This is a genomic window from Vreelandella malpeensis (genome assembly GCF_020622355.1).
Lineage (GTDB): Bacteria > Pseudomonadota > Gammaproteobacteria > Pseudomonadales > Halomonadaceae > Vreelandella > Vreelandella malpeensis.
The window spans coordinates 649,264-666,593 of record NZ_WHVL01000001.1; the positions used below are offsets into that span (position 1 = coordinate 649,264).

A 17,330-nucleotide genomic window follows, 5' to 3' on the forward strand; every position below is an offset into this window, starting at 1 on the left:
ACAGGATACCGAGAATGAACGACGCGCTGAAGACACTGGTGAATCTGCTCGAGCTCGAGACCCTGGAAGAGACGCTGTTTCGCGGCCAGAGCCAGGACCTGGGTTTTCCCCAGCTCTACGGCGGGCAGGTGCTCGGCCAGGCATTGGCGGCGGCGGCGCGCACCGTGGAGCCCGACCGCCTGCCCCACTCCCAGCACGGCTACTTTCTGCGCCCGGGTGACCCGCATCGCCCGGTGGTCTATCAGGTCGACAACGTGCGCGACGGCCGGGGCTTCACCACCCGCCGGGTCACCGCGATCCAGAAGGGGCGACCGATCTTTTTCTGCAGCGCCTCGTTCCAGCTGCGCGAGCCAGGTTTCACGCACCAGCTCACCATGCCCGACGTGCAGAGCCCCGAGTCGCTGATCGAGGAGGGCAACGTCAAGCACGAGCGCTTCCCCGGCCACCCGATCGAATTCCTGCACTTGGATAATAACCCGACCCCCGCCGCCCCGGCCGGCCGGGGCCTGTGGTTTCGCATCAAGGGCGAGCTTCCGGACGACCCCGCGCTGCACCGCCATCTGCTCTCCTACTCGTCGGACTTCAACCTTCTGACCACCGGGCTGATTCCCCATGGTGTCAAGTTCCGCGACCCGCAACTGCGTATCGCAAGCCTCGATCACGCGCTGTGGCTGCACGAGGACACCCGCATCGACGAGTGGCTCTTCTACTCAATCGACTCGCCTTGGGCAGGCAGTGCTCGCGGCCTTGCCCGCGGCAGCATCTTCGACCGCCACGGGCGGCTTGTGGCCTCTACCGCCCAGGAGGGGCTGACGCGCTACCCGCAGGCGTGATGCCCTGAACGCAGAAGCCTTGAACGCAAAGAAGCCCGTCGATGACGGGCTTCTTGCTATAGGCACAACGGCTATCCGAGCGAGACGTTTCTAGCCGCCGTAGACGTTGTCGATGGTCTTGAGCGGATAGTGGGCCGGGTACGGCTTGCGCGCAACGCCGGAGTCCACGGCGGCCTGGGCGACGGCTGAGGAGACGCGCTCCAGAAGGCGCACGTCGACCGGGGTCGGGATGATGTAGTCACGACCGAAGCTCATCTCGCGGCCTTCATAAGCGTTCAGCACTTCTTCCGGCACCGGCTCGCGGGCTAGATCCTTCAGCGCGTGCACCGCGGCGAGCTTCATCGCCTCGTTGATGCGCGTGGCACGCACGTCGAGCGCGCCGCGGAAGATAAACGGGAAACCGAGTACGTTGTTGACCTGGTTGGGGAAGTCCGAGCGTCCGGTAGCCATGATCACGTCCGGGCGCGCTTGGCGTGCGACGTCCGGGTGGATTTCCGGGTCCGGGTTGGTGCAGGCGAAAATGATCGGGTCGGCGGCCATCTTCTTGACGTGGTCGGCGCTCACCAGCCCCGGACCGGAAAGCCCGATGAACACGTCGGCGCCGTCGATGGCGTCATCAAGAGTGCGCATGTCGGTGTCGCGGGCGAACTCGGCCTTGTACTCGTTGATGCCTTCGCGCTCGGTATGGATCACGCCGCGCCGGTCGAGCATGACGAGGTTCTCGGCTTGCGCGCCACAGGAGATCAAAAGACGCATGCAGGCGATCGCCGCCGCGCCCGCCCCCAGGCAGACAATCTTGACGTCTTCGATGCGCTTGCCGGCGATCTCGAGGGCGTTCAGCATGCCGGCGGCAGTGACGATGGCGGTGCCGTGCTGATCGTCGTGGAAGACCGGGACCTTGCAGCGCTCGATCAGCGCCTTCTCGATCTCGAAGCACTCCGGCGCCTTGATGTCCTCGAGGTTGATGCCGCCCCAGGTATCGGCGATGCGCGCCACGGTGTCGATGAACTCCTGCGGTGTCTCGGCGTCGACCTCGACGTCCACCGAGTTGATGCCGGCGAAGCACTTGAACAGCACGCCCTTGCCTTCCATGACTGGCTTGCTGGCCAGCGGCCCCAGATTGCCAAGCCCCAGGATCGCGCTGCCATCGGAGATCACCGCCACCAGGTTGCCCTTGCCGGTGTAGCGGTAGGCGTTTTCGGCATCACGAGCGATCTCGCGTACCGGCTCGGCCACGCCCGGGCTGTAGGCCAGCGCCAGATCGCGCGCGGAGGCGGTGGACTTGGTCAGTTCGACCGACAGCTTTCCGGGAATGGGATAGGCGTGGTAATCGAGCGCGGCCTGCTTGTTGGCGTCCGTCATGAGGAGATCCATTATCCTAAAGTAGATATGTCGCATCAGAATATAGAAAAAGCGATGATCACTCAAGGAGGCCGTCAACCTGATTGAAAAAAGGAGATATTAGGCCGCTTTAAAAACTTTTCCATGATTTTAGCAGTCATTTGCTGCAACTTATAGCAAACAGATTCAGCCATAATGCATTGCTTATTGATGCATCGCAGCAATTAATGGAAATTCGTTTCATTTTTTAGCCATAAAAAAACCCACGCAATCGCGTGGGTTTTTCGCACCCGGCACCGAGGCACCGGCAAGCGGGGGCTATCAGCCGCGCTTGATGGCAGCGCCGAAACGCTTGTTGAAGCGCTCTACACGACCACCGGTAGACGCTTGCTTCTGCTTGCCCGTGTAGAACGGGTGGCAGTTGGAGCACACGTCCAGGGAGAAGTCCTGACCAGAGGTCGAACCTACCTGGAAGCTGTTGCCGCAAGAGCAAGTAGCGGTGACCATGTTGTAATTCGGGTGGATACCTTGTTTCATCGTGAACCTCGCATACTCATGCCGCCACCTGATCTGCTGCCAGGCACCGCATAGGGGTTTGAAATAACTGCTAACCGGATTGCCCGCTTCATTGGCAAAGCGCCGAGCGGGCGCATATTCTAGCAACTTTAACGGCGGAGGCCAATTGTCAGACTCCTTTTCTTCCCGCGTCGCTCCGGGTTCGGCATCGCCGGGGGCGCTGCAGGTGGCGCTGCCCTCACCGCTTCGTCGCTTGTTCGACTATCTTCCGGCGCATCGGGTTCCCTCCGGCGGCTGGCAGGTGGGGCTTCGCGTGCGCGTGCCCTTCGGCCGGCGCGACGTGGTCGGCGTGGTGGTCGGGCTGCTGGCAAGAAGCGAGCTGCCCCGGGAAAAACTGAAACCCGTCGCCGAGGTGCTCGACGATGCGCCGCTGCCCGAGGACTGGCTGTGGCTTTGCCGCTTCACCGCGCGCTACTACCAGCACGGCCTGGGCGATACCCTGCAGATCGCCATGCCGGCCAGGCTCCGCCAGGGCCATCCCCTGGCCGGGCGCACTTACCTGCAGTGGCAGGCGGTCACCGAGCGGGATGCGACCGAGCTCAGAAACGCCCCCCGTCAGGCCGCGCTCCATGCGCTTTTGCGCCAGCACGCTCATGGCCTTCCCGCCCAGGCGATCAGCGCCCACGGCTATACCCGGGCGCAGCTCGAGGCGCTGGCGCGCAAGGGCTTCGCCCTCGCCACCGAGGTCGCCCGCCAGGCAGGTCACACACCCTCGGGGCTTCTCGCCTCGCCGGCGCTGCCGCTCAATCGCGAGCAGGCAACGGCGCTTTCTGCGCTGCACGAGAACCTCGACGGCTACCACCCCTGCCTGCTCGAGGGCGTGACCGGTAGCGGCAAGACCGAGATCTACCTGCAACTGATCGAGGCCATTGCCGCCAAGGGCAAGCAGTCACTGGTACTGGTACCGGAGATCGGCCTGACCCCGCAGACGCTTTCACGCTTCAAGAGCCGCTTCAAGGTGCCGGTGGTGGCGCTGCACTCCGGGCTCAACGATGCCGAGCGCATGGACGCCTGGGAAGCCGCCGCCGATGGCCGCGCGCTGATCGTGATCGGCACCCGTTCGGCGATCTTCACTCCGCTCGCCCGCCCTGGCGCGATCATCGTCGACGAGGAGCACGATGGCTCCTACAAGCAGCACGACGGGCTGCGCTACCACGCACGCGATCTCGCCGTGGCCCGCGCCCATCACCACGCCATCCCGCTTCTGATGGGCAGCGCCACGCCGTCGCTGGAGAGCCTTTCCCGCGCGCTTTCCGGCGACTACCGCCACCTGCGCCTTACCCAGCGCCCCAGCCGTCACCCGCCGGCCAAGCTCGAACTTGCGGACCTTCGCCACCAGCGCCGCCAAGGGGGGCTTCTGCCCTCGGCGATCAAGGCGATCACCGCGACCCTCGAGGCCGGCAAGCAGGCGCTGGTGTTCATCAACCGGCGCGGCTTCGCCCCGCGCCTGGCCTGCCACGCCTGCGGCTGGATGGCGGACTGCGACCAGTGCGATGCGCGCATGACGCTGCACCGTCAGCCACCGCTTCTGGCCTGCCACCACTGCGACAGCCGCCGAGCGCTGCCGGACGCCTGCCCGGAGTGCGGAAGCGGCGACCTGCGCGCGCTCGGCTCGGGCACCGAGCGCAGCGAAGAGACTCTCCAAGGGCTTTTTCCGGACACCCCGATCCACCGCATCGACCGCGACAGCACCCGGCGCAAGGACAGTTTCGATGCGATTCTCAAGGAGGTCCATCGCGGCGAGCCGTGCATTCTGGTCGGCACCCAGATGCTCGCCAAGGGCCACCACCTGCCCCACGTCACGCTGGTGGTGGTGGTCAACGCCGACGGCGGGCTCTACAGCGCGGACTTTCGCGCGCTCGAGCACAGCGCCCAGCTGCTCGAACAGGTGGCCGGGCGCGCCGGGCGAGCCGCCCACCCCGGCCGAGTGCTGGTGCAAACCCTGCACCCGGACGACCCGCACCTGGGCAAGCTCGCCGAGCACGGCTACGGGGCACTCGCTCGTGACCTGCTCGAGGAGCGAAGGCTCGCCAAGCTCCCGCCCTTTGGCTACATGGCGCTGCTGCGCCTGGAGAGCGCCAAGGAGCAGGCGGCGCTGGCGCTCGCCCAGGCAGCGGCCCAGGCGCTTCGCCATTGGCTTGCGCACTCTGGCACGCAGGCGCGCTGCCTGGGCCCGGTGCCGGCGCCGATGGAGCGGCGTCAGAACCGCTATCACGTTCATCTGCTGCTCGCCGCCGACAAGCGCAGCCAGCGCCATGCGGCGGCGAACTACCTGGTGCAGTGGCTCGACGCCAACCGCGAGGCGAGCCGCGTGCGCTGGTCGATCGACATCGACCCACAGACGCTCTCCTGAGTGAGCGCTCACTCGAACCCGACCGTTCGAAACGCGATACGGCTTTGAAACTCGGCGCCAAATGCCGATAATGGCGTTTTTGCATTTTGCACGACGCGTTTATCTGCGCACGCCGCCACCAGAATTTCGGATATTCAAATGAAAGAGACGATCACTTCCCTGCTCCAGAGCGCGATCGATGCGCTGAAGCACCAAGGCGTGCTGCCCGATGACCTGACCGCGACCATCAAGATCGATCCGACCAAGGACAAGGCCCACGGCGACTACGCCACCAACCTGGCCCTGATGCTGGCCAAGCCTGCCGGTCTCAAGCCGCGCGAGCTGGCCGAGAAGCTCACCGCGGCCCTGCCCGAAAGCGACGCCATTGCCAAGACCGAGATCGCCGGCCCCGGCTTCATCAACTTCTTCGCCGCCGCCGACGCCGCCGCCCAGATCGTCGCCAACATCCTGGACGCGGGCGACGCCTTCGGGCGCAGCCTGGTCGGCCAGGGCGAGAAGGTGCAGGTCGAATTCGTCTCTGCCAACCCGACAGGTCCCTTGCACGTCGGCCACGGCCGGGGGGCGGCGATCGGCGACTGTCTGTGCCGACTGCTGGAAGCCACCGGGTTTGAGGTCACTCGCGAGTTCTACTACAACGATGCCGGCGCCCAGATCCAGAACCTGGCGCGCTCGGTGCAGGCACGCGCCAAGGGCCTCGGTCCGGACGACGCCTCCTGGCCCGAAGATGGCTATCGCGGCGACTACATCATCGACGTGGCCAAGGACTACCTGGCCGGCAAGACCGTCACCGCCGACGACCGCGAAGTGACCGCCCAGGGCGATGCCGACGACCTGGACGCCATTCAGGCGTTCGCCGTGGCGTGGCTGCGCCGCGAGCAGGACCTGGACCTCAAGGCCTTCGGCGTGGCTTTCGACGTCTACTTCCTGGAGTCCTCGCTCTACGAACAGGGCAAGGTCGAGGACACCGTCGCGCGGCTGACGCAAAACGGCCACACCTACGAGGACGACGGCGCGATGTGGCTGCGCACCACGGATTTCGGTGACGACAAGGATCGCGTGATGAGAAAGCGCGATGGCGGCTACACCTACTTCCTGCCGGACGTCGCCTACCACCTCGACAAGTGGAACCGCGGCTTCAAGACCGTGATCAACGAGCAGGGTGCCGACCACCACTCCACCGTGACCCGGGTGCGCGCCGGGCTGCAGGCGCTGGAAGCCGGCATTCCCAAGGGCTACCCGGACTACGTGCTGCACCAGATGGTGATGGTGACCCGCTCGGGCGTCGAGGTGAAGCTCTCCAAGCGCGCCGGCAGCTACGTGACGCTGCGCGATCTGATCGACGAGGTAGGGCGCGACGCCACGCGCTTCTTCCTTGCCGCGCGCCGGGCGGACTCCCAGCTCACCTTCGACATCGACCTGGCCCGCTCGCAGTCCAACGATAACCCGGTCTACTACGTCCAGTACGCCCACGCCCGGGTGTGCAGCATGCTCAGAAAGGCCGAGGCGGAGTCGCGCGCTTTCGACTACACCCAGGCCCTGGCAAACCTGGCCAGCCTCGACAGCGACCAGGAGAAGGCGGTGCTCAACCGCCTGGCACGCTACCCGGAAGTGGTCGAGCAGGCCGCGCGCTCCCGCGAGCCGCAACAGGTCGCCCAGTACCTTCTCGACCTGGCCGGCGACTTCCACACCTGCTACAACGCGGTGAAAGTGATGGTCGACGACGACGCGCTTCGAAACGTTCGCCTGGCGCTCGGCATCGCTACCCGCCAGGTGCTGCGCAACGGCCTGGACCTGATGGGCGTCAGCGCCCCCGAGGAGATGTAACCCATGGCCCGCGCACGCAAACGCCCTTCTCGCCGCGGCGCCACCACTCAGCGCAAGGCGCCGAGAGAACCCGGCAGCGGCTTTCGCTTGCCCGGCTGGCTGTGGGGCATGGCCGGGATTGTGGCGGGCTTCTTTCTCGCCCAGCACCAGCACGGCACCGCCCCGTGGCAGGAACAGGACGATACGCCCCAGGCCACGGTACTGCCCAAGTCTTCCCAGGGCGGCGATGACCGCGGCGCGGCCCGCCAGAGCGAGAACCCGTCCGAACCGGCGATGCCGACCTTCGAGTTCTACACGCTGCTGCCGGAAACCGAGGTCATCGCGCCGGGCGTGGCGCTGCCTTCGACGGTCAACCGCCCCGAGGTGGCCGAGACGCCGGATGAGCCCGCCGCCGAAGGCGCCGGGGGCGACGACCTGATCGCCCAGGTGATCGCCGCCAACACCCGCTCCGAGGAGCAGCCGAGCGCGCAGGCGCAGCCCCCGGCACAGGCGCCTGCTGCCGCGCCGGGGCGTTACATGCTCCAGGCAGCCTCCTTCAAGGACCTCGCCGATGCCGAGCAGCTGCGCTCGCGGCTTCGAAACTTGAGTCTGCTGGCCCAGATCACCGAAGTGCAGGCCAGCGGCGACACCTGGCATCGCGTTCAGGTCGGACCTTACGAGGACACCCGCGAGCTCAACCGCGCTCAGGATTTGATGACTACCCAGGGCATCGAGCCGCTACTGATCCAGTTGCAGAACTGACGCGCTGCGACAATCTGCCCCTCCCCACGCTGCGGGCGGTTGATTTTTCATCGACCGCCCGCATTTTGTTGTCATTCGCTTTATCGATGCGCCCGTTCATCCGGCGCTCAACCCAGTTGCGGTCGCCTGGCGACCGACACGTCATCGGGAGCCTCGCTCCCTCAAGGAGTCACCTCCATGACCACGATCGTATCCGTACGCCGCGGACACCAGGTCGCCCTCGCCGGCGACGGCCAGGTCTCGCTTGGCAATACCGTGATGAAGGGCAATGCCAGCAAAGTGCGCCGCCTCTATCGGGGCAAGGTGCTGGCTGGCTTTGCCGGCGGCACCGCGGACGCCTTTACCCTGTTCGAGCGCTTCGAAGCCCAGCTCGAGAAGTACCAAGGCCACCTGACCAAGGCCGCCGTGGAGCTGGCCAAGGACTGGCGCACCGACCGCGCGCTTCGCCGCCTCGAAGCACTCTTGGCCGTGGCGGATCACAGCGCCTCCTTGATCATCACCGGCAACGGCGATGTCGTCGAGCCGGAGCGCGGCATCATCGCCATCGGCTCCGGCGGCAATTTCGCTCAGGCCAGCGCCCGGGCACTTTTGGAAAACACCGAACTCAGCGCGCGGGAGATCACCGAGAAATCCCTGCAAATCGCGGGCGACATCTGCGTATTCACCAACCACCACGTCACGCTCGAAGAGCTGAACATCGACGACCGTTGAGGCCTTTTTCATGACCCAGATGACCCCCCGCGAAATCGTTCACGCCCTCGATCAGTACATCATCGGCCAGAAGGACGCCAAGCGCGCCGTGGCCATTGCGCTTCGCAACCGCTGGCGGCGCATGCAGCTCGAGGCCGACCTGCGTCCGGAAGTCACGCCGAAGAACATCCTGATGATCGGCCCGACCGGCGTGGGCAAGACCGAGATCGCCAGGCGCCTGGCCAAGCTCGCCCGCGCGCCGTTCATCAAGGTGGAAGCGACCAAGTTCACCGAGGTCGGCTACGTCGGCCGAGACGTCGAGTCGATCATTCGCGACCTGATGGAAGCGGCGATCAAGATGGTACGCGAGCACGCCAAGGAGGAGGTCGGCCACCGCGCCGAGGACGCCGCGGAAGATCGCGTGCTCGACGCCCTGCTGCCGCCGCCCCGCGGCCAGGAAGACAAGCCGCGCGAAGAGAACGCCACCCGCCAGTCGTTTCGCAAGAAACTGCGCGAGGGCCAGCTCGACGACAAGGAGATCGATATCGAGGTCACCTCCCAGGGCCAAGGCGTGGACATCATGACCCCGCCGGGCATGGAGGAAATGACCAACCAGTTGCAGAGCCTGTTTTCCAGCATGGGCCAGCAAAAGCGCGAGAACCGCCGCGTCACCGTCAAGGAGGCACTGGTGCTGCTGCGTGACGAGGAGGCCGGAAAGCTCGTCAACGAGGAGGAAATCAAGGCGCGCGCCGTCGAGGCGGTCGAGCAGCACGGCATCGTGTTTCTCGACGAGATCGACAAGGTCGCCAAGGGGAGCGGCCAGTCGAGCGGCGGCGAGGTTTCCCGCGAAGGCGTGCAGCGCGATCTGCTGCCGCTGATCGAAGGCTCCACCGTGTCGACCAAGTACGGCATGGTCAAGACCGACCACATCCTGTTCATCGCCTCCGGCGCGTTTCACCTGTCGCGGCCTTCTGATCTGATTCCGGAGCTCCAGGGCCGCCTGCCGATCCGCGTCGAGCTCGATGCGCTCACGCCCCACGACTTCAAGCGCATCCTGACCGAGCCCTCGGCCTCGCTCACCAAGCAGTATCAGGCGCTGCTCGCCACCGAAGGGCTCGACGTCGAGTTCACCCCGGACGGCATCGAGCGTATCGCCGAGATCTCCTGGCAGGTCAACGAAGGCACCGAGAACATCGGCGCGCGGCGCCTGCACACCGTGATGGAGCGTCTGCTCGAAGAGGCCTCCTTCAAGGGCGGCGACATGGATAGCCCCTTGGTGGTCGACGCCGACTACGTCAACGCCCAGCTTGGCGAGCTCGCTGTCGACGAGGACCTGTCGCGCTATATTCTGTAGGCTGAAGCATTATGTAGGCCGAGGCCTCGAACCGATGATCCACGCCTTGCAGGCGGGCGTTCGCGCCCGCCTGTCGTCCATTCACCGCTCGCTCAAGGAGAGCCTCATGGACAGCCCGATTCCCACTCACGTGCACTACCACAAGAAGAACCGCCTGCTGGAGCTGACCTACCCGGGTGATCTTCACTACCGCGTGCCGATCGAGCTCTTGCGCGTCTACTCGCCCTCGGCGGAGGTACGTGGCCACGGCGCCGACAGCGCCGTGCTGCAGACCGGCAAGCGCGACGTGGGCCTTTTGAACATCACCCAGACCGGCCACTACGCGCTCAAGCTGCACTTCGACGATGGCCACGACAGCGGCCTCTACAGCTGGGATTACCTTTACGAGATCGCCACCCACCAGGATACCTACTGGGCGGAATACCTGGATCAGTTGGCCAGCGCCGGCGCCTCGCGCGAGCCCAAGGGCATTCTGTTCAAGGAGCTGTGACGATTGCGCCACGGCGCAGACAAAGCGGCCAAGAGAAGGCTACAATACAGCCAACCCAATTCAAGCGATGGCCGCCGCGCCATCGACCTCCGCCTCGAACTCGGGAGCCCGCCGCCTCATGAGCCCCACGGAAAAGCGCACTACCCATTTCGGCTACCAGGAAGTTCCGCTCGACGAGAAAGCCTCTCGCGTGGCCGATGTCTTCCACTCGGTGGCCGCGCGCTACGACGTGATGAACGATCTGATGTCCTTCGGCATCCATCGGGTGTGGAAGCGCCTGACCATCGAGCGCGCCGGGGTGCGCCCGGGCCATCGGGTGCTGGATATCGCCGGCGGTACTGGCGATCTGACGCTCAAGTTCTCGCGCCTGGTCGGCCCACGCGGCAAGGTGGTGCTGGCCGACATAAACGCCTCGATGCTCAATGTCGGCCGTGACAAGCTGATCGACAACGGCGTGGGCGGCAACGTCGAGTACGTTCAGGCCAATGCCGAGTGCCTGCCGTTCCCGGACAACCACTTCGACTGCATCACCATCGCCTTCGGCCTGCGCAACGTCACCGACAAGGACGCCGCGCTGCGCTCGATGGCGCGCGTGCTCAAGCCCGGTGGGCGCCTGCTGGTGCTGGAGTTCTCCAAGCCCGATAACCCGCTGCTGACCAAGGCCTACGACGAGTACTCGTTTCGCTTTTTGCCCAGGATCGGGGAGCTTGTGGCCAAGGATGGCGAGAGCTATCGCTATCTTGCCGAGTCGATCCGCATGCACCCGGACCAGGAAACGTTGAAGGCGATGATGGAGGCCGCCGGCCTCGAGCGCGTCGAGTACACCAACCTGACCGGCGGCATCGTCGCGCTGCATCGCGGCATCAAGTTATGACGCGGCGGACACCGACGCCGACGGCCCCGAGGTGGTCATGCTGTTAACCCCGACCCTGCTGCTGGCCGGTTGTGAACGCACACTCAACGCGCTGCTCGCCCGCGATCCGGCAGCCCCCAACCGGCTCGCGGCGCTTTCGGGCAGCCGGCTGCTGATCCGGTTCGAGCAACCTCACCTGGCCCTGCTGCTCGCCTACCACGCGGCGGGGGTGGACCTGCTGCCCGGCGACGAGGTCGATGAATCCGAGGCGGACGCCGTCGTCGAGCTCACTCCGGAAACCTTCTCCGAGTGGCTTGGCGGCGCTTCGCTCGAGCGCTTGATGTTCGAGGGCAAGCTGGCGGTGCGCGGGCGCATCGGTGTACTGGAAGCCACTCGGGAGCTGTTCTTCGACCTGGATCTCGACTGGGAAGGCGAGCTCGCCACCTGGCTCGGCGCGACCCCCGCTCACTCACTCGCCCAAGGCATGCGCCGGCTGGGCCGCTTTGGCCTGCGCGCCAAGGAGGAGCTCTTCCAGGACGTTTCCGAGTATGTCTTCGAGGAGGCCAAACTTCTACCTGGCCGCGCCCAGCGCGAGGTGCTGCGCGACGCCCTCACCGAGCTCGACGAGGCTACCGACCGGCTAGAGGCGCGCTTTCATCGCCTGGAGCGGCGCCTGAAGGCGCTGGCCACGGAGCGCGCTTCATGAGCCTGCGGCTGTTCAAGATCCTCTGGGTGATCGCACGCCACCGTCTGGATACGCTGATCCCCATCGAACGCCTGCCGCTGTGGTCGCGTTTCGTGATGTGGTTCATGCCGCTGCGCCTGATTCCCGTCGGCCAGCGCTCACGTGGCGAGCGCCTGCGCCTGGCACTGGAGTCGCTGGGGCCGATCTTCATCAAGTTCGGCCAGATGCTCTCGACCCGCCGCGACCTGCTGCCGGACGACATCTCCGACGAACTCAGAAGGCTTCAGGATCAGGTGCCGCCGTTCCCCGGCGACCGGGCCGTCGCGCGGGTCGAGAAAGAGCTCGAGATGACGCTGGATCAGGCCTTTGCGAGCTTTGATCGCGCGCCGCTGGCGTCGGCCTCCATCGCCCAGGTCCACGCTGCCACCCTGCACAGCGGCGAGGAAGTGGTGGTCAAGATCATCCGCCCCGGTATCGATGCGATCATGCGCCAGGACATGGCGCTGATGTACCGCGTCGCCAAGCTGCTGGCTCGGGTACCCGAGGCGCGTCGGCTGCGCCCGGTGGAGGTGATCCGCGACTACGAGTCGACGCTGTTCGACGAGCTGGATCTCTACAAGGAGGCCGCCAACACCTCCCAGCTCAAGCGCAATTTCAAGGATTCGCCGCTGTTGTTCGTGCCGACCATCTACTGGCCCTTCACCCGGCGCCACGTCATGGTCCAGGAGCGCATCCACGGGGTGCCGGTGGCGGATCTCGATACCCTGATGAAAAAGGGCGTGAACCTCAAGAAGCTCGCCGAGCGCGGGGTCGAGCTGTTCTTCACCCAGGTGTTTCGCGACAACTTCTTTCACGCCGACATGCACCCGGGCAACATCTTCGTCAACGCCGATAACCCGCAGGACCCGCAGTACATCGCCATCGACTGCGGGATCGTCGGCAGCCTCACCCGGGAAGACCAGGACTATCTGGCGCGCAACCTGCTGGCCTTCTTCCACCAGGATTACTATGAGGTGGCCGCACTCCACATCGAGTCCGGCTGGGTCGGCGAGAATACCCGCGCCAACGAGTTCGCCGCCGCCATTCGTACGGTGTGCGAGCCGATTCTCGAAAAGCCCCTCAAGGACATCTCCTTCGGCCAGGTACTCCTGGGACTGTTCCAGACCGCGCGGCGCTTCAACATGGAAGTGCAGCCGCAGCTGGTGCTGCTGCAGAAGACGCTTCTCAACATCGAGGGTCTGGGTCGCCAGCTCTACCCGGAGCTCGACCTGTGGAGCACCGCCAAGCCGTATCTCGAGCAGTGGATGAAGGAGCGCGCCGGGGTCGGGGGGCTTTGGGAGTCGCTCAAGCGCCAGGCACCGGAGCTTTCGCGTCAACTGCCCGAGCTTCCGGTGCTCGCCCATCAGGCGCTGGGTCGCATGGAGCAAGAGCATCGCCAGCGCCACGCCCAGGCCAACGCCATCACCGAGCTCGAGGCGAAGTACGCCCAGCAGAGAAAGCGCCATCACCGCCTGCGTATCGGCGTGGCGCTGGTGGCCGTGGCCCTGGCCTGGCAGCCTCTGAGCGAGTGGGCGCTGGCCCAGCCCTGGCCGCTGCTCGCCGCGGCAGGCGCCGGCCTGATCCTGCTTTTATGGCAGTAATGGCGCCCAAGCTACGCTACACTCATGCCATCTGGGCCCCTTTCATTTCAAGCGCATTGACCCAAGGATTTCGATGAGCACCGCCGACACATCGCCCGTTCTCGACCATCTCGCCCGGGTGCTTGACCAGCGCCGCCACGCCGCACCGGAGGACTCCTACGTTGCCTCCCTGCATCACAAGGGGCTCAACAAGATTCTCGAGAAGGTGGGCGAAGAGGCCGTCGAGGTCGTGCTCGCCGCCAAGGATGCCGAGCACGGCGGCGAGCGCGAGCGTCAGGCGGTTATCGCCGAAACCGCGGATCTGTGGTTTCATAGCCTGGTCATGCTCTCGCATCTTGGGCTCGATCATGAAGGCGTGCTCGACGAGCTCGCCCGCCGCTTCGGGGTCTCGGGCCACGACGAAAAGGCGTCCCGGCAGCGCTGATCCCGAATAAGAAATCACCCGTTCTTTGATCCTTCTTCATGAGGAAACGACTATGTTAGGTGGCATCAGTATCTGGCAGCTCTTGATCGTTCTGGGCATCATCATCCTGATTTTCGGCACCAAGAAGCTGCGCAACGTCGGCACCGATCTCGGCGGCGCGGTCAAAGGGTTCAAGAGCGCCATGAGCGAAGACGAAAAAGACAAAAGCGCCGAGCGTGACGACGCCGCCCGCGTCGCCCACGAGGAGCCGGGCAACACGTTCGATGTCCAGGCTGAAGAGAAGCGCAAGGCGGACGAGAAGCGCTTCGAGGAGCGCCCGTAAGCCATGCTGGATATCGGCTTTCTCGAACTCGTGCTCATCGGTATCGTGGCGCTGGTGGTGCTCGGCCCCGAGCGGCTGCCGAAGGCCGCGCGTACCGCTGGCATGTGGATCGGCAAGATCAAGCGGACGGTATCGGGCATGCAGCGCGAAATCACCGCTCAGCTCGAGGCCGAGGAGCTTCGCCAGAAGCTCAGCGACCAGCAGAAGAAGCTCGACGAGAGCCTCTCCCAGGCCAAACGCGACGTGGAACGTATCGCCGATGTCACGCGCGTCACCTCGCGCCCGGGCGGAAGCCCCGCACAGGCCGACCAGTACGTGGAAGAGGCCAGAACCCACCTCGACGACGCGTTGAAGACGGTTCACGAGGAGCCCGTGGTCTCGCCGGCACCGACCACCGACGTACCCGCCGACACCGACCCGAAGAAGGCCGACCCAAAGAAGGCCGATCCGAAGAAGGCCGATCCGAAGAAGGATAGTACCTCCCCATGAGCAAGCCGGGCGATTCAGACAAGGCGCGCGAGGAGCAGACCCAGGCCCCGTTGATCGAGCACCTGATCGAGCTGCGCTCGCGCCTGATCAAGGCGGTGGTGGTCATCGTGGTCATCTTTTTGGCGCTGTACGCCTTCGCCAACGATCTCTATACCTTCGTGGCCGATCCCCTGATGGCCATGCTGCCCCCGGGCTCGCAGATGATCGCCACGGAAGTGGCCTCGCCCTTTCTGGCGCCGTTCAAGCTGACCCTGGTGGTCGCGGTATTCCTGGCGATTCCCTTCGTGCTGCACCAGGCCTGGGCATTCATCGCCCCGGGACTCTACGACAACGAGAAGGCCCTGGCGATACCGATACTGGTCTCGAGCGTGGCGCTGTTCTATGCCGGCGCGGCCTTCGCCTACTACGTGGTGTTCCCGCTGCTGTTCGAGTTCTTCACCCAGACGGGCCCGGCCAACGTGGCGGTGATGACCGACATCAACCAGTACCTGAACTTCGTGCTGAAGCTGTTCTTCGCCTTCGGCGTGGCCTTCGAGATTCCCATCGCGACGTTTCTGCTGATCCTCTCCGGGGCGACCACCGTGGAGAGCCTGTCGCAGAAGCGCCCCTACATCATCCTGGGATGTTTCGTGATCGGCATGCTCTTGACCCCGCCGGACGTGATTTCGCAGAGCCTTCTGGCGATTCCCATGTACCTGCTCTACGAGGTGGGCCTGCTGTTCGGCCGGCTGGTACGCCGTCGCCGGCAGGCCGCCGAAGACGCCACCGACTAGCGCCGGCCCGTCGATCAAAAAGAAATAAGCCTCTGCAATGTGCAGAGGCTTTTTCATTTCATGGCGAGATAACCAAGTATCAGTCACGGGTCTGGTCGATCATCTCGTCGATCCGCTCGACCAACTTGAAGATGCCGCTGGCCGCCTCGCTGATGCGCTTGGCCTGCATGTAGGCCGGCGTGGTCACCACCCGGTGCTCGAGGTCCACCACGATGTCGTCGACGTCGCAGCCACGGTGCAGCCCGCCCATGGCGCTGATCGCCCCGGATACGCCAGGGTCGCGGCCGATGGTCACCGCGATGCCGTCGCCCAGCAGTTTCGGTACCAGCACCGGCGCGATGCACATCAGACCAATGGGCTTGGCGTCCTCCTTGAAGGCGGCAAGCGCGGGCTTGAGGCTTTCGAGCACTTCCATGGCATCGCCCTTCTCGGCGAAGTCGCAAAGGTTCTTGGCCACCCCGAAGCCGCCGGGGACGATCACGGCATCGAAGGCGTCGGCGTCGAGCTCGTCGATCGGCCAGATGTCGCCACGCATCAGCCGCGCGGACTCCGTGAGCACGTTGCGCGTCTCGCCCTCGGCCACGTCCTGGGTGCGGTGGTCGATGACGTGGTGCGCCTCGATGTCCGGCGCGAAGGCGCGGTAGCCGATCCCCAGTTGGTCCAGGCGCAGAAGCGTCAGCGTGGTTTCGTAAATCTCCGATCCGTCATAAGCGCCGCAGCCGGCCAGAATCACTGCTACTTGTTTGCCCATGCCTCACTCCCTTGGTTATGTCTATGAGCGCGAAGCCAGCGTCATAGTCGAGTCGACACTCTAGTCACTCTCGACGAGCGCCACAAGGCGGCTTTCGCCGCAGGCCGTGGCTGATATACTCGTGTTGAAAAGGCCTTACTCATACGAGCCAAGCGGAGAGTTCATGAGCACACCCCGTCAATTTCCCGCCACCCGCATGCGCCGCATGCGCCGCGACGACTTCTCGCGCCGCCTGATGCGTGAATCCCACCTGACCCCGTCCGATTTGATCCTGCCGGTGTTCGTGCTCGAGGGCGAGAACCAGCGCGAAGCGGTGGCCTCGATGCCCGGTGTAGAGCGCCTTTCCATCGATCTTCTGATCGAGCAGGCCCGCGAAGCATATGAACTCGGCATTCCGGCGCTGGCGCTGTTCCCGGTGGTCGGCCCGGAGCACAAGAGCGAACTCGCCGAGGAGGCCTACAACGCGAATGGCCTGATCCAGCGCTGCGTGCGCGCGCTCAAGGCCGCGCTGCCGGAACTTGGCCTGATCACCGACGTGGCGCTCGACCCCTATACCAGCCACGGCCAGGACGGCATTCTCGACGAGTACGGCTACGTGCAGAACGACCGCACCGTGGACACGCTGCTCAAGCAGGCACTCTCCCACGCCGAGGCCGGCGCCGACGTGCTGGCGCCGTCCGACATGATGGACGGGCGCATCGGCGCCATTCGCCGGGTGCTCGAGCAGGACAACCTGCACAACGTGCGCATCATGGCCTACAGCGCCAAGTACGCCTCCGCCTACTACGGCCCGTTTCGCGACGCGGTGGGTTCGGCGGGCAACCTGGGTAAAGCCGACAAGCGCACCTACCAGATGGACCCGGCCAATACCGACGAGGCGATTCACGAGGTCGCGCTCGATCTCAATGAGGGCGCCGACATGGTGATGGTCAAGCCCGGCATGCCGTATCTCGATGTGGTGCACCGGGTCAAGAGCGAACTGGGCGTGCCCACCTTCGCCTACCAGGTGAGCGGCGAGTACGCCATGCACCGCGCCGCCTTCGACCACGGCTGGCTCGATGCCGATGCGGTGATCCTGGAATCCTTGATGTGCTTCAAGCGCGCCGGCGCCGACGGCATTCTCACCTACTTCGCCCTCGACGCCGCGCGCCTGCTCACCGAGCGCCCCGCGCGCTGACACCGAAGTGTCAT

The 17,330-nt window shown here is 65.1% G+C and carries 18 protein-coding genes; 15 read left to right on the top strand and 3 right to left on the bottom strand.

Annotation, left to right across the window (positions count from 1 at the left end; genetic code table 11):
- Positions 1-14: 14 nt before the first annotated feature.
- The gene (locus GEV37_RS02940; RefSeq protein ID WP_227388674.1) at positions 15-833 is read left to right on the top strand and encodes an acyl-CoA thioesterase; all 819 of its coding nucleotides are present in this window, start codon (positions 15-17) and stop codon (positions 831-833) included.
- A 90-nt stretch (positions 834-923) separates the two neighbouring features.
- Here GEV37_RS02940 and GEV37_RS02945 read toward each other — a convergent pair whose 3' ends face one another.
- Both GEV37_RS02945 and rpmE read right to left on the bottom strand, forming a co-directional pair.
- Positions 924-2,195, bottom strand: coding sequence for a malic enzyme-like NAD(P)-binding protein (locus GEV37_RS02945; protein ID WP_227388675.1), 1,272 nt, complete (start codon positions 2,193-2,195; stop codon positions 924-926).
- 300 nt (positions 2,196-2,495) lie between these two features.
- Entirely contained in the window at positions 2,496-2,711 is a 216-nt protein-coding gene (gene rpmE, locus GEV37_RS02950) for a 50S ribosomal protein L31 (RefSeq protein ID WP_227388676.1), read from the bottom strand.
- A 145-nt stretch (positions 2,712-2,856) separates the two neighbouring features.
- Between rpmE and GEV37_RS02955 the strand changes: the two genes are divergently transcribed.
- From GEV37_RS02955 to tatC, 13 genes are all read left to right on the top strand, one after another.
- On the top strand, positions 2,857-5,103 hold the full coding sequence (locus tag GEV37_RS02955) for a primosomal protein N' (RefSeq protein WP_227388677.1): 2,247 nt from the start codon (positions 2,857-2,859) through the stop codon (positions 5,101-5,103).
- Positions 5,104-5,241: 138 nt separating this feature from the next.
- Positions 5,242-6,927 carry an arginine--tRNA ligase gene (gene argS, locus GEV37_RS02960; RefSeq protein ID WP_227388678.1) on the top strand — a complete coding sequence of 562 codons (1,686 nt, stop codon included), beginning with the start codon at positions 5,242-5,244 and terminating at the stop codon, positions 6,925-6,927.
- Between the two features lie 3 nt (positions 6,928-6,930).
- Positions 6,931-7,668, top strand: a complete 738-nt coding sequence (locus GEV37_RS02965) for an SPOR domain-containing protein (RefSeq protein ID WP_227388679.1) — start codon at positions 6,931-6,933, stop codon at positions 7,666-7,668.
- Between the two features lie 177 nt (positions 7,669-7,845).
- Positions 7,846-8,379, top strand: coding sequence for an ATP-dependent protease subunit HslV (gene hslV / locus GEV37_RS02970; protein ID WP_227388680.1), 534 nt, complete (start codon positions 7,846-7,848; stop codon positions 8,377-8,379).
- Positions 8,380-8,389: 10 nt separating this feature from the next.
- Positions 8,390-9,712: an ATP-dependent protease ATPase subunit HslU gene (hslU, locus tag GEV37_RS02975; RefSeq protein ID WP_227388681.1), complete on the top strand. Its 1,323-nt coding sequence runs from the start codon at positions 8,390-8,392 to the stop codon at positions 9,710-9,712.
- 106 nt (positions 9,713-9,818) lie between these two features.
- On the top strand, positions 9,819-10,202 hold the full coding sequence (locus tag GEV37_RS02980; RefSeq protein ID WP_227389198.1) for a gamma-butyrobetaine hydroxylase family protein: 384 nt from the start codon (positions 9,819-9,821) through the stop codon (positions 10,200-10,202).
- 118 nt (positions 10,203-10,320) lie between these two features.
- The gene (gene ubiE / locus GEV37_RS02985) at positions 10,321-11,076 is read left to right on the top strand and encodes a bifunctional demethylmenaquinone methyltransferase/2-methoxy-6-polyprenyl-1,4-benzoquinol methylase UbiE (protein ID WP_227388682.1); all 756 of its coding nucleotides are present in this window, start codon (positions 10,321-10,323) and stop codon (positions 11,074-11,076) included.
- A gap of 37 nt (positions 11,077-11,113) precedes the next feature.
- Positions 11,114-11,761 carry a ubiquinone biosynthesis accessory factor UbiJ gene (locus tag GEV37_RS02990; RefSeq protein ID WP_227388683.1) on the top strand — a complete coding sequence of 216 codons (648 nt, stop codon included), beginning with the start codon at positions 11,114-11,116 and terminating at the stop codon, positions 11,759-11,761.
- On the top strand, positions 11,758-13,380 hold the full coding sequence (gene ubiB, locus GEV37_RS02995; protein WP_227388684.1) for a ubiquinone biosynthesis regulatory protein kinase UbiB: 1,623 nt from the start codon (positions 11,758-11,760) through the stop codon (positions 13,378-13,380). Before GEV37_RS02990 ends, ubiB begins: the two co-directional genes overlap by 4 nt.
- A gap of 73 nt (positions 13,381-13,453) precedes the next feature.
- Positions 13,454-13,804, top strand: coding sequence for a phosphoribosyl-ATP diphosphatase (locus tag GEV37_RS03000; RefSeq protein ID WP_227388685.1), 351 nt, complete (start codon positions 13,454-13,456; stop codon positions 13,802-13,804).
- Between the two features lie 52 nt (positions 13,805-13,856).
- Positions 13,857-14,126, top strand: coding sequence for a Sec-independent protein translocase subunit TatA (gene tatA / locus GEV37_RS03005; RefSeq protein WP_227388686.1), 270 nt, complete (start codon positions 13,857-13,859; stop codon positions 14,124-14,126).
- Between the two features lie 3 nt (positions 14,127-14,129).
- Entirely contained in the window at positions 14,130-14,615 is a 486-nt protein-coding gene (gene tatB, locus GEV37_RS03010; protein ID WP_227388687.1) for a Sec-independent protein translocase protein TatB, read from the top strand.
- Positions 14,612-15,388, top strand: coding sequence for a twin-arginine translocase subunit TatC (tatC, locus tag GEV37_RS03015; RefSeq protein WP_227388688.1), 777 nt, complete (start codon positions 14,612-14,614; stop codon positions 15,386-15,388). Before tatB ends, tatC begins: the two co-directional genes overlap by 4 nt.
- 79 nt (positions 15,389-15,467) lie before the next feature.
- Here tatC and elbB read toward each other — a convergent pair whose 3' ends face one another.
- The gene (elbB, locus tag GEV37_RS03020; protein WP_227388689.1) at positions 15,468-16,139 is read right to left on the bottom strand and encodes an isoprenoid biosynthesis glyoxalase ElbB; all 672 of its coding nucleotides are present in this window, start codon (positions 16,137-16,139) and stop codon (positions 15,468-15,470) included.
- 163 nt (positions 16,140-16,302) lie between these two features.
- Between elbB and hemB the strand changes: the two genes are divergently transcribed.
- Positions 16,303-17,316, top strand: a complete 1,014-nt coding sequence (gene hemB, locus GEV37_RS03025; RefSeq protein WP_227388690.1) for a porphobilinogen synthase — start codon at positions 16,303-16,305, stop codon at positions 17,314-17,316.
- Positions 17,317-17,330 lie beyond the last annotated feature (14 nt).

Bases quoted from the DNA above. Each gene is read 5' to 3' on its own strand.
- GEV37_RS02940 (WP_227388674.1), top strand. From the start codon at position 15: ATGAACGACGCGCTGAAGACACTGGTGAATCTGCTCGAGCTCGAGACC.
- GEV37_RS02945 (WP_227388675.1), bottom strand. From the start codon at position 2,195: ATGACGGACGCCAACAAGCAGGCCGCGCTCGATTACCACGCCTATCCC.
- rpmE (WP_227388676.1), bottom strand. From the start codon at position 2,711: ATGAAACAAGGTATCCACCCGAATTACAACATGGTCACCGCTACTTGC.
- argS (WP_227388678.1), top strand. From the start codon at position 5,242: ATGAAAGAGACGATCACTTCCCTGCTCCAGAGCGCGATCGATGCGCTG.
- GEV37_RS02965 (WP_227388679.1), top strand. From the start codon at position 6,931: ATGGCCCGCGCACGCAAACGCCCTTCTCGCCGCGGCGCCACCACTCAG.
- hslV (WP_227388680.1), top strand. From the start codon at position 7,846: ATGACCACGATCGTATCCGTACGCCGCGGACACCAGGTCGCCCTCGCC.
- hslU (WP_227388681.1), top strand. From the start codon at position 8,390: ATGACCCAGATGACCCCCCGCGAAATCGTTCACGCCCTCGATCAGTAC.
- GEV37_RS02980 (WP_227389198.1), top strand. From the start codon at position 9,819: ATGGACAGCCCGATTCCCACTCACGTGCACTACCACAAGAAGAACCGC.
- ubiE (WP_227388682.1), top strand. From the start codon at position 10,321: ATGAGCCCCACGGAAAAGCGCACTACCCATTTCGGCTACCAGGAAGTT.
- GEV37_RS02990 (WP_227388683.1), top strand. From the start codon at position 11,114: ATGCTGTTAACCCCGACCCTGCTGCTGGCCGGTTGTGAACGCACACTC.
- ubiB (WP_227388684.1), top strand. From the start codon at position 11,758: ATGAGCCTGCGGCTGTTCAAGATCCTCTGGGTGATCGCACGCCACCGT.
- GEV37_RS03000 (WP_227388685.1), top strand. From the start codon at position 13,454: ATGAGCACCGCCGACACATCGCCCGTTCTCGACCATCTCGCCCGGGTG.
- tatA (WP_227388686.1), top strand. From the start codon at position 13,857: ATGTTAGGTGGCATCAGTATCTGGCAGCTCTTGATCGTTCTGGGCATC.
- tatB (WP_227388687.1), top strand. From the start codon at position 14,130: ATGCTGGATATCGGCTTTCTCGAACTCGTGCTCATCGGTATCGTGGCG.
- tatC (WP_227388688.1), top strand. From the start codon at position 14,612: ATGAGCAAGCCGGGCGATTCAGACAAGGCGCGCGAGGAGCAGACCCAG.
- elbB (WP_227388689.1), bottom strand. From the start codon at position 16,139: ATGGGCAAACAAGTAGCAGTGATTCTGGCCGGCTGCGGCGCTTATGAC.
- hemB (WP_227388690.1), top strand. From the start codon at position 16,303: ATGAGCACACCCCGTCAATTTCCCGCCACCCGCATGCGCCGCATGCGC.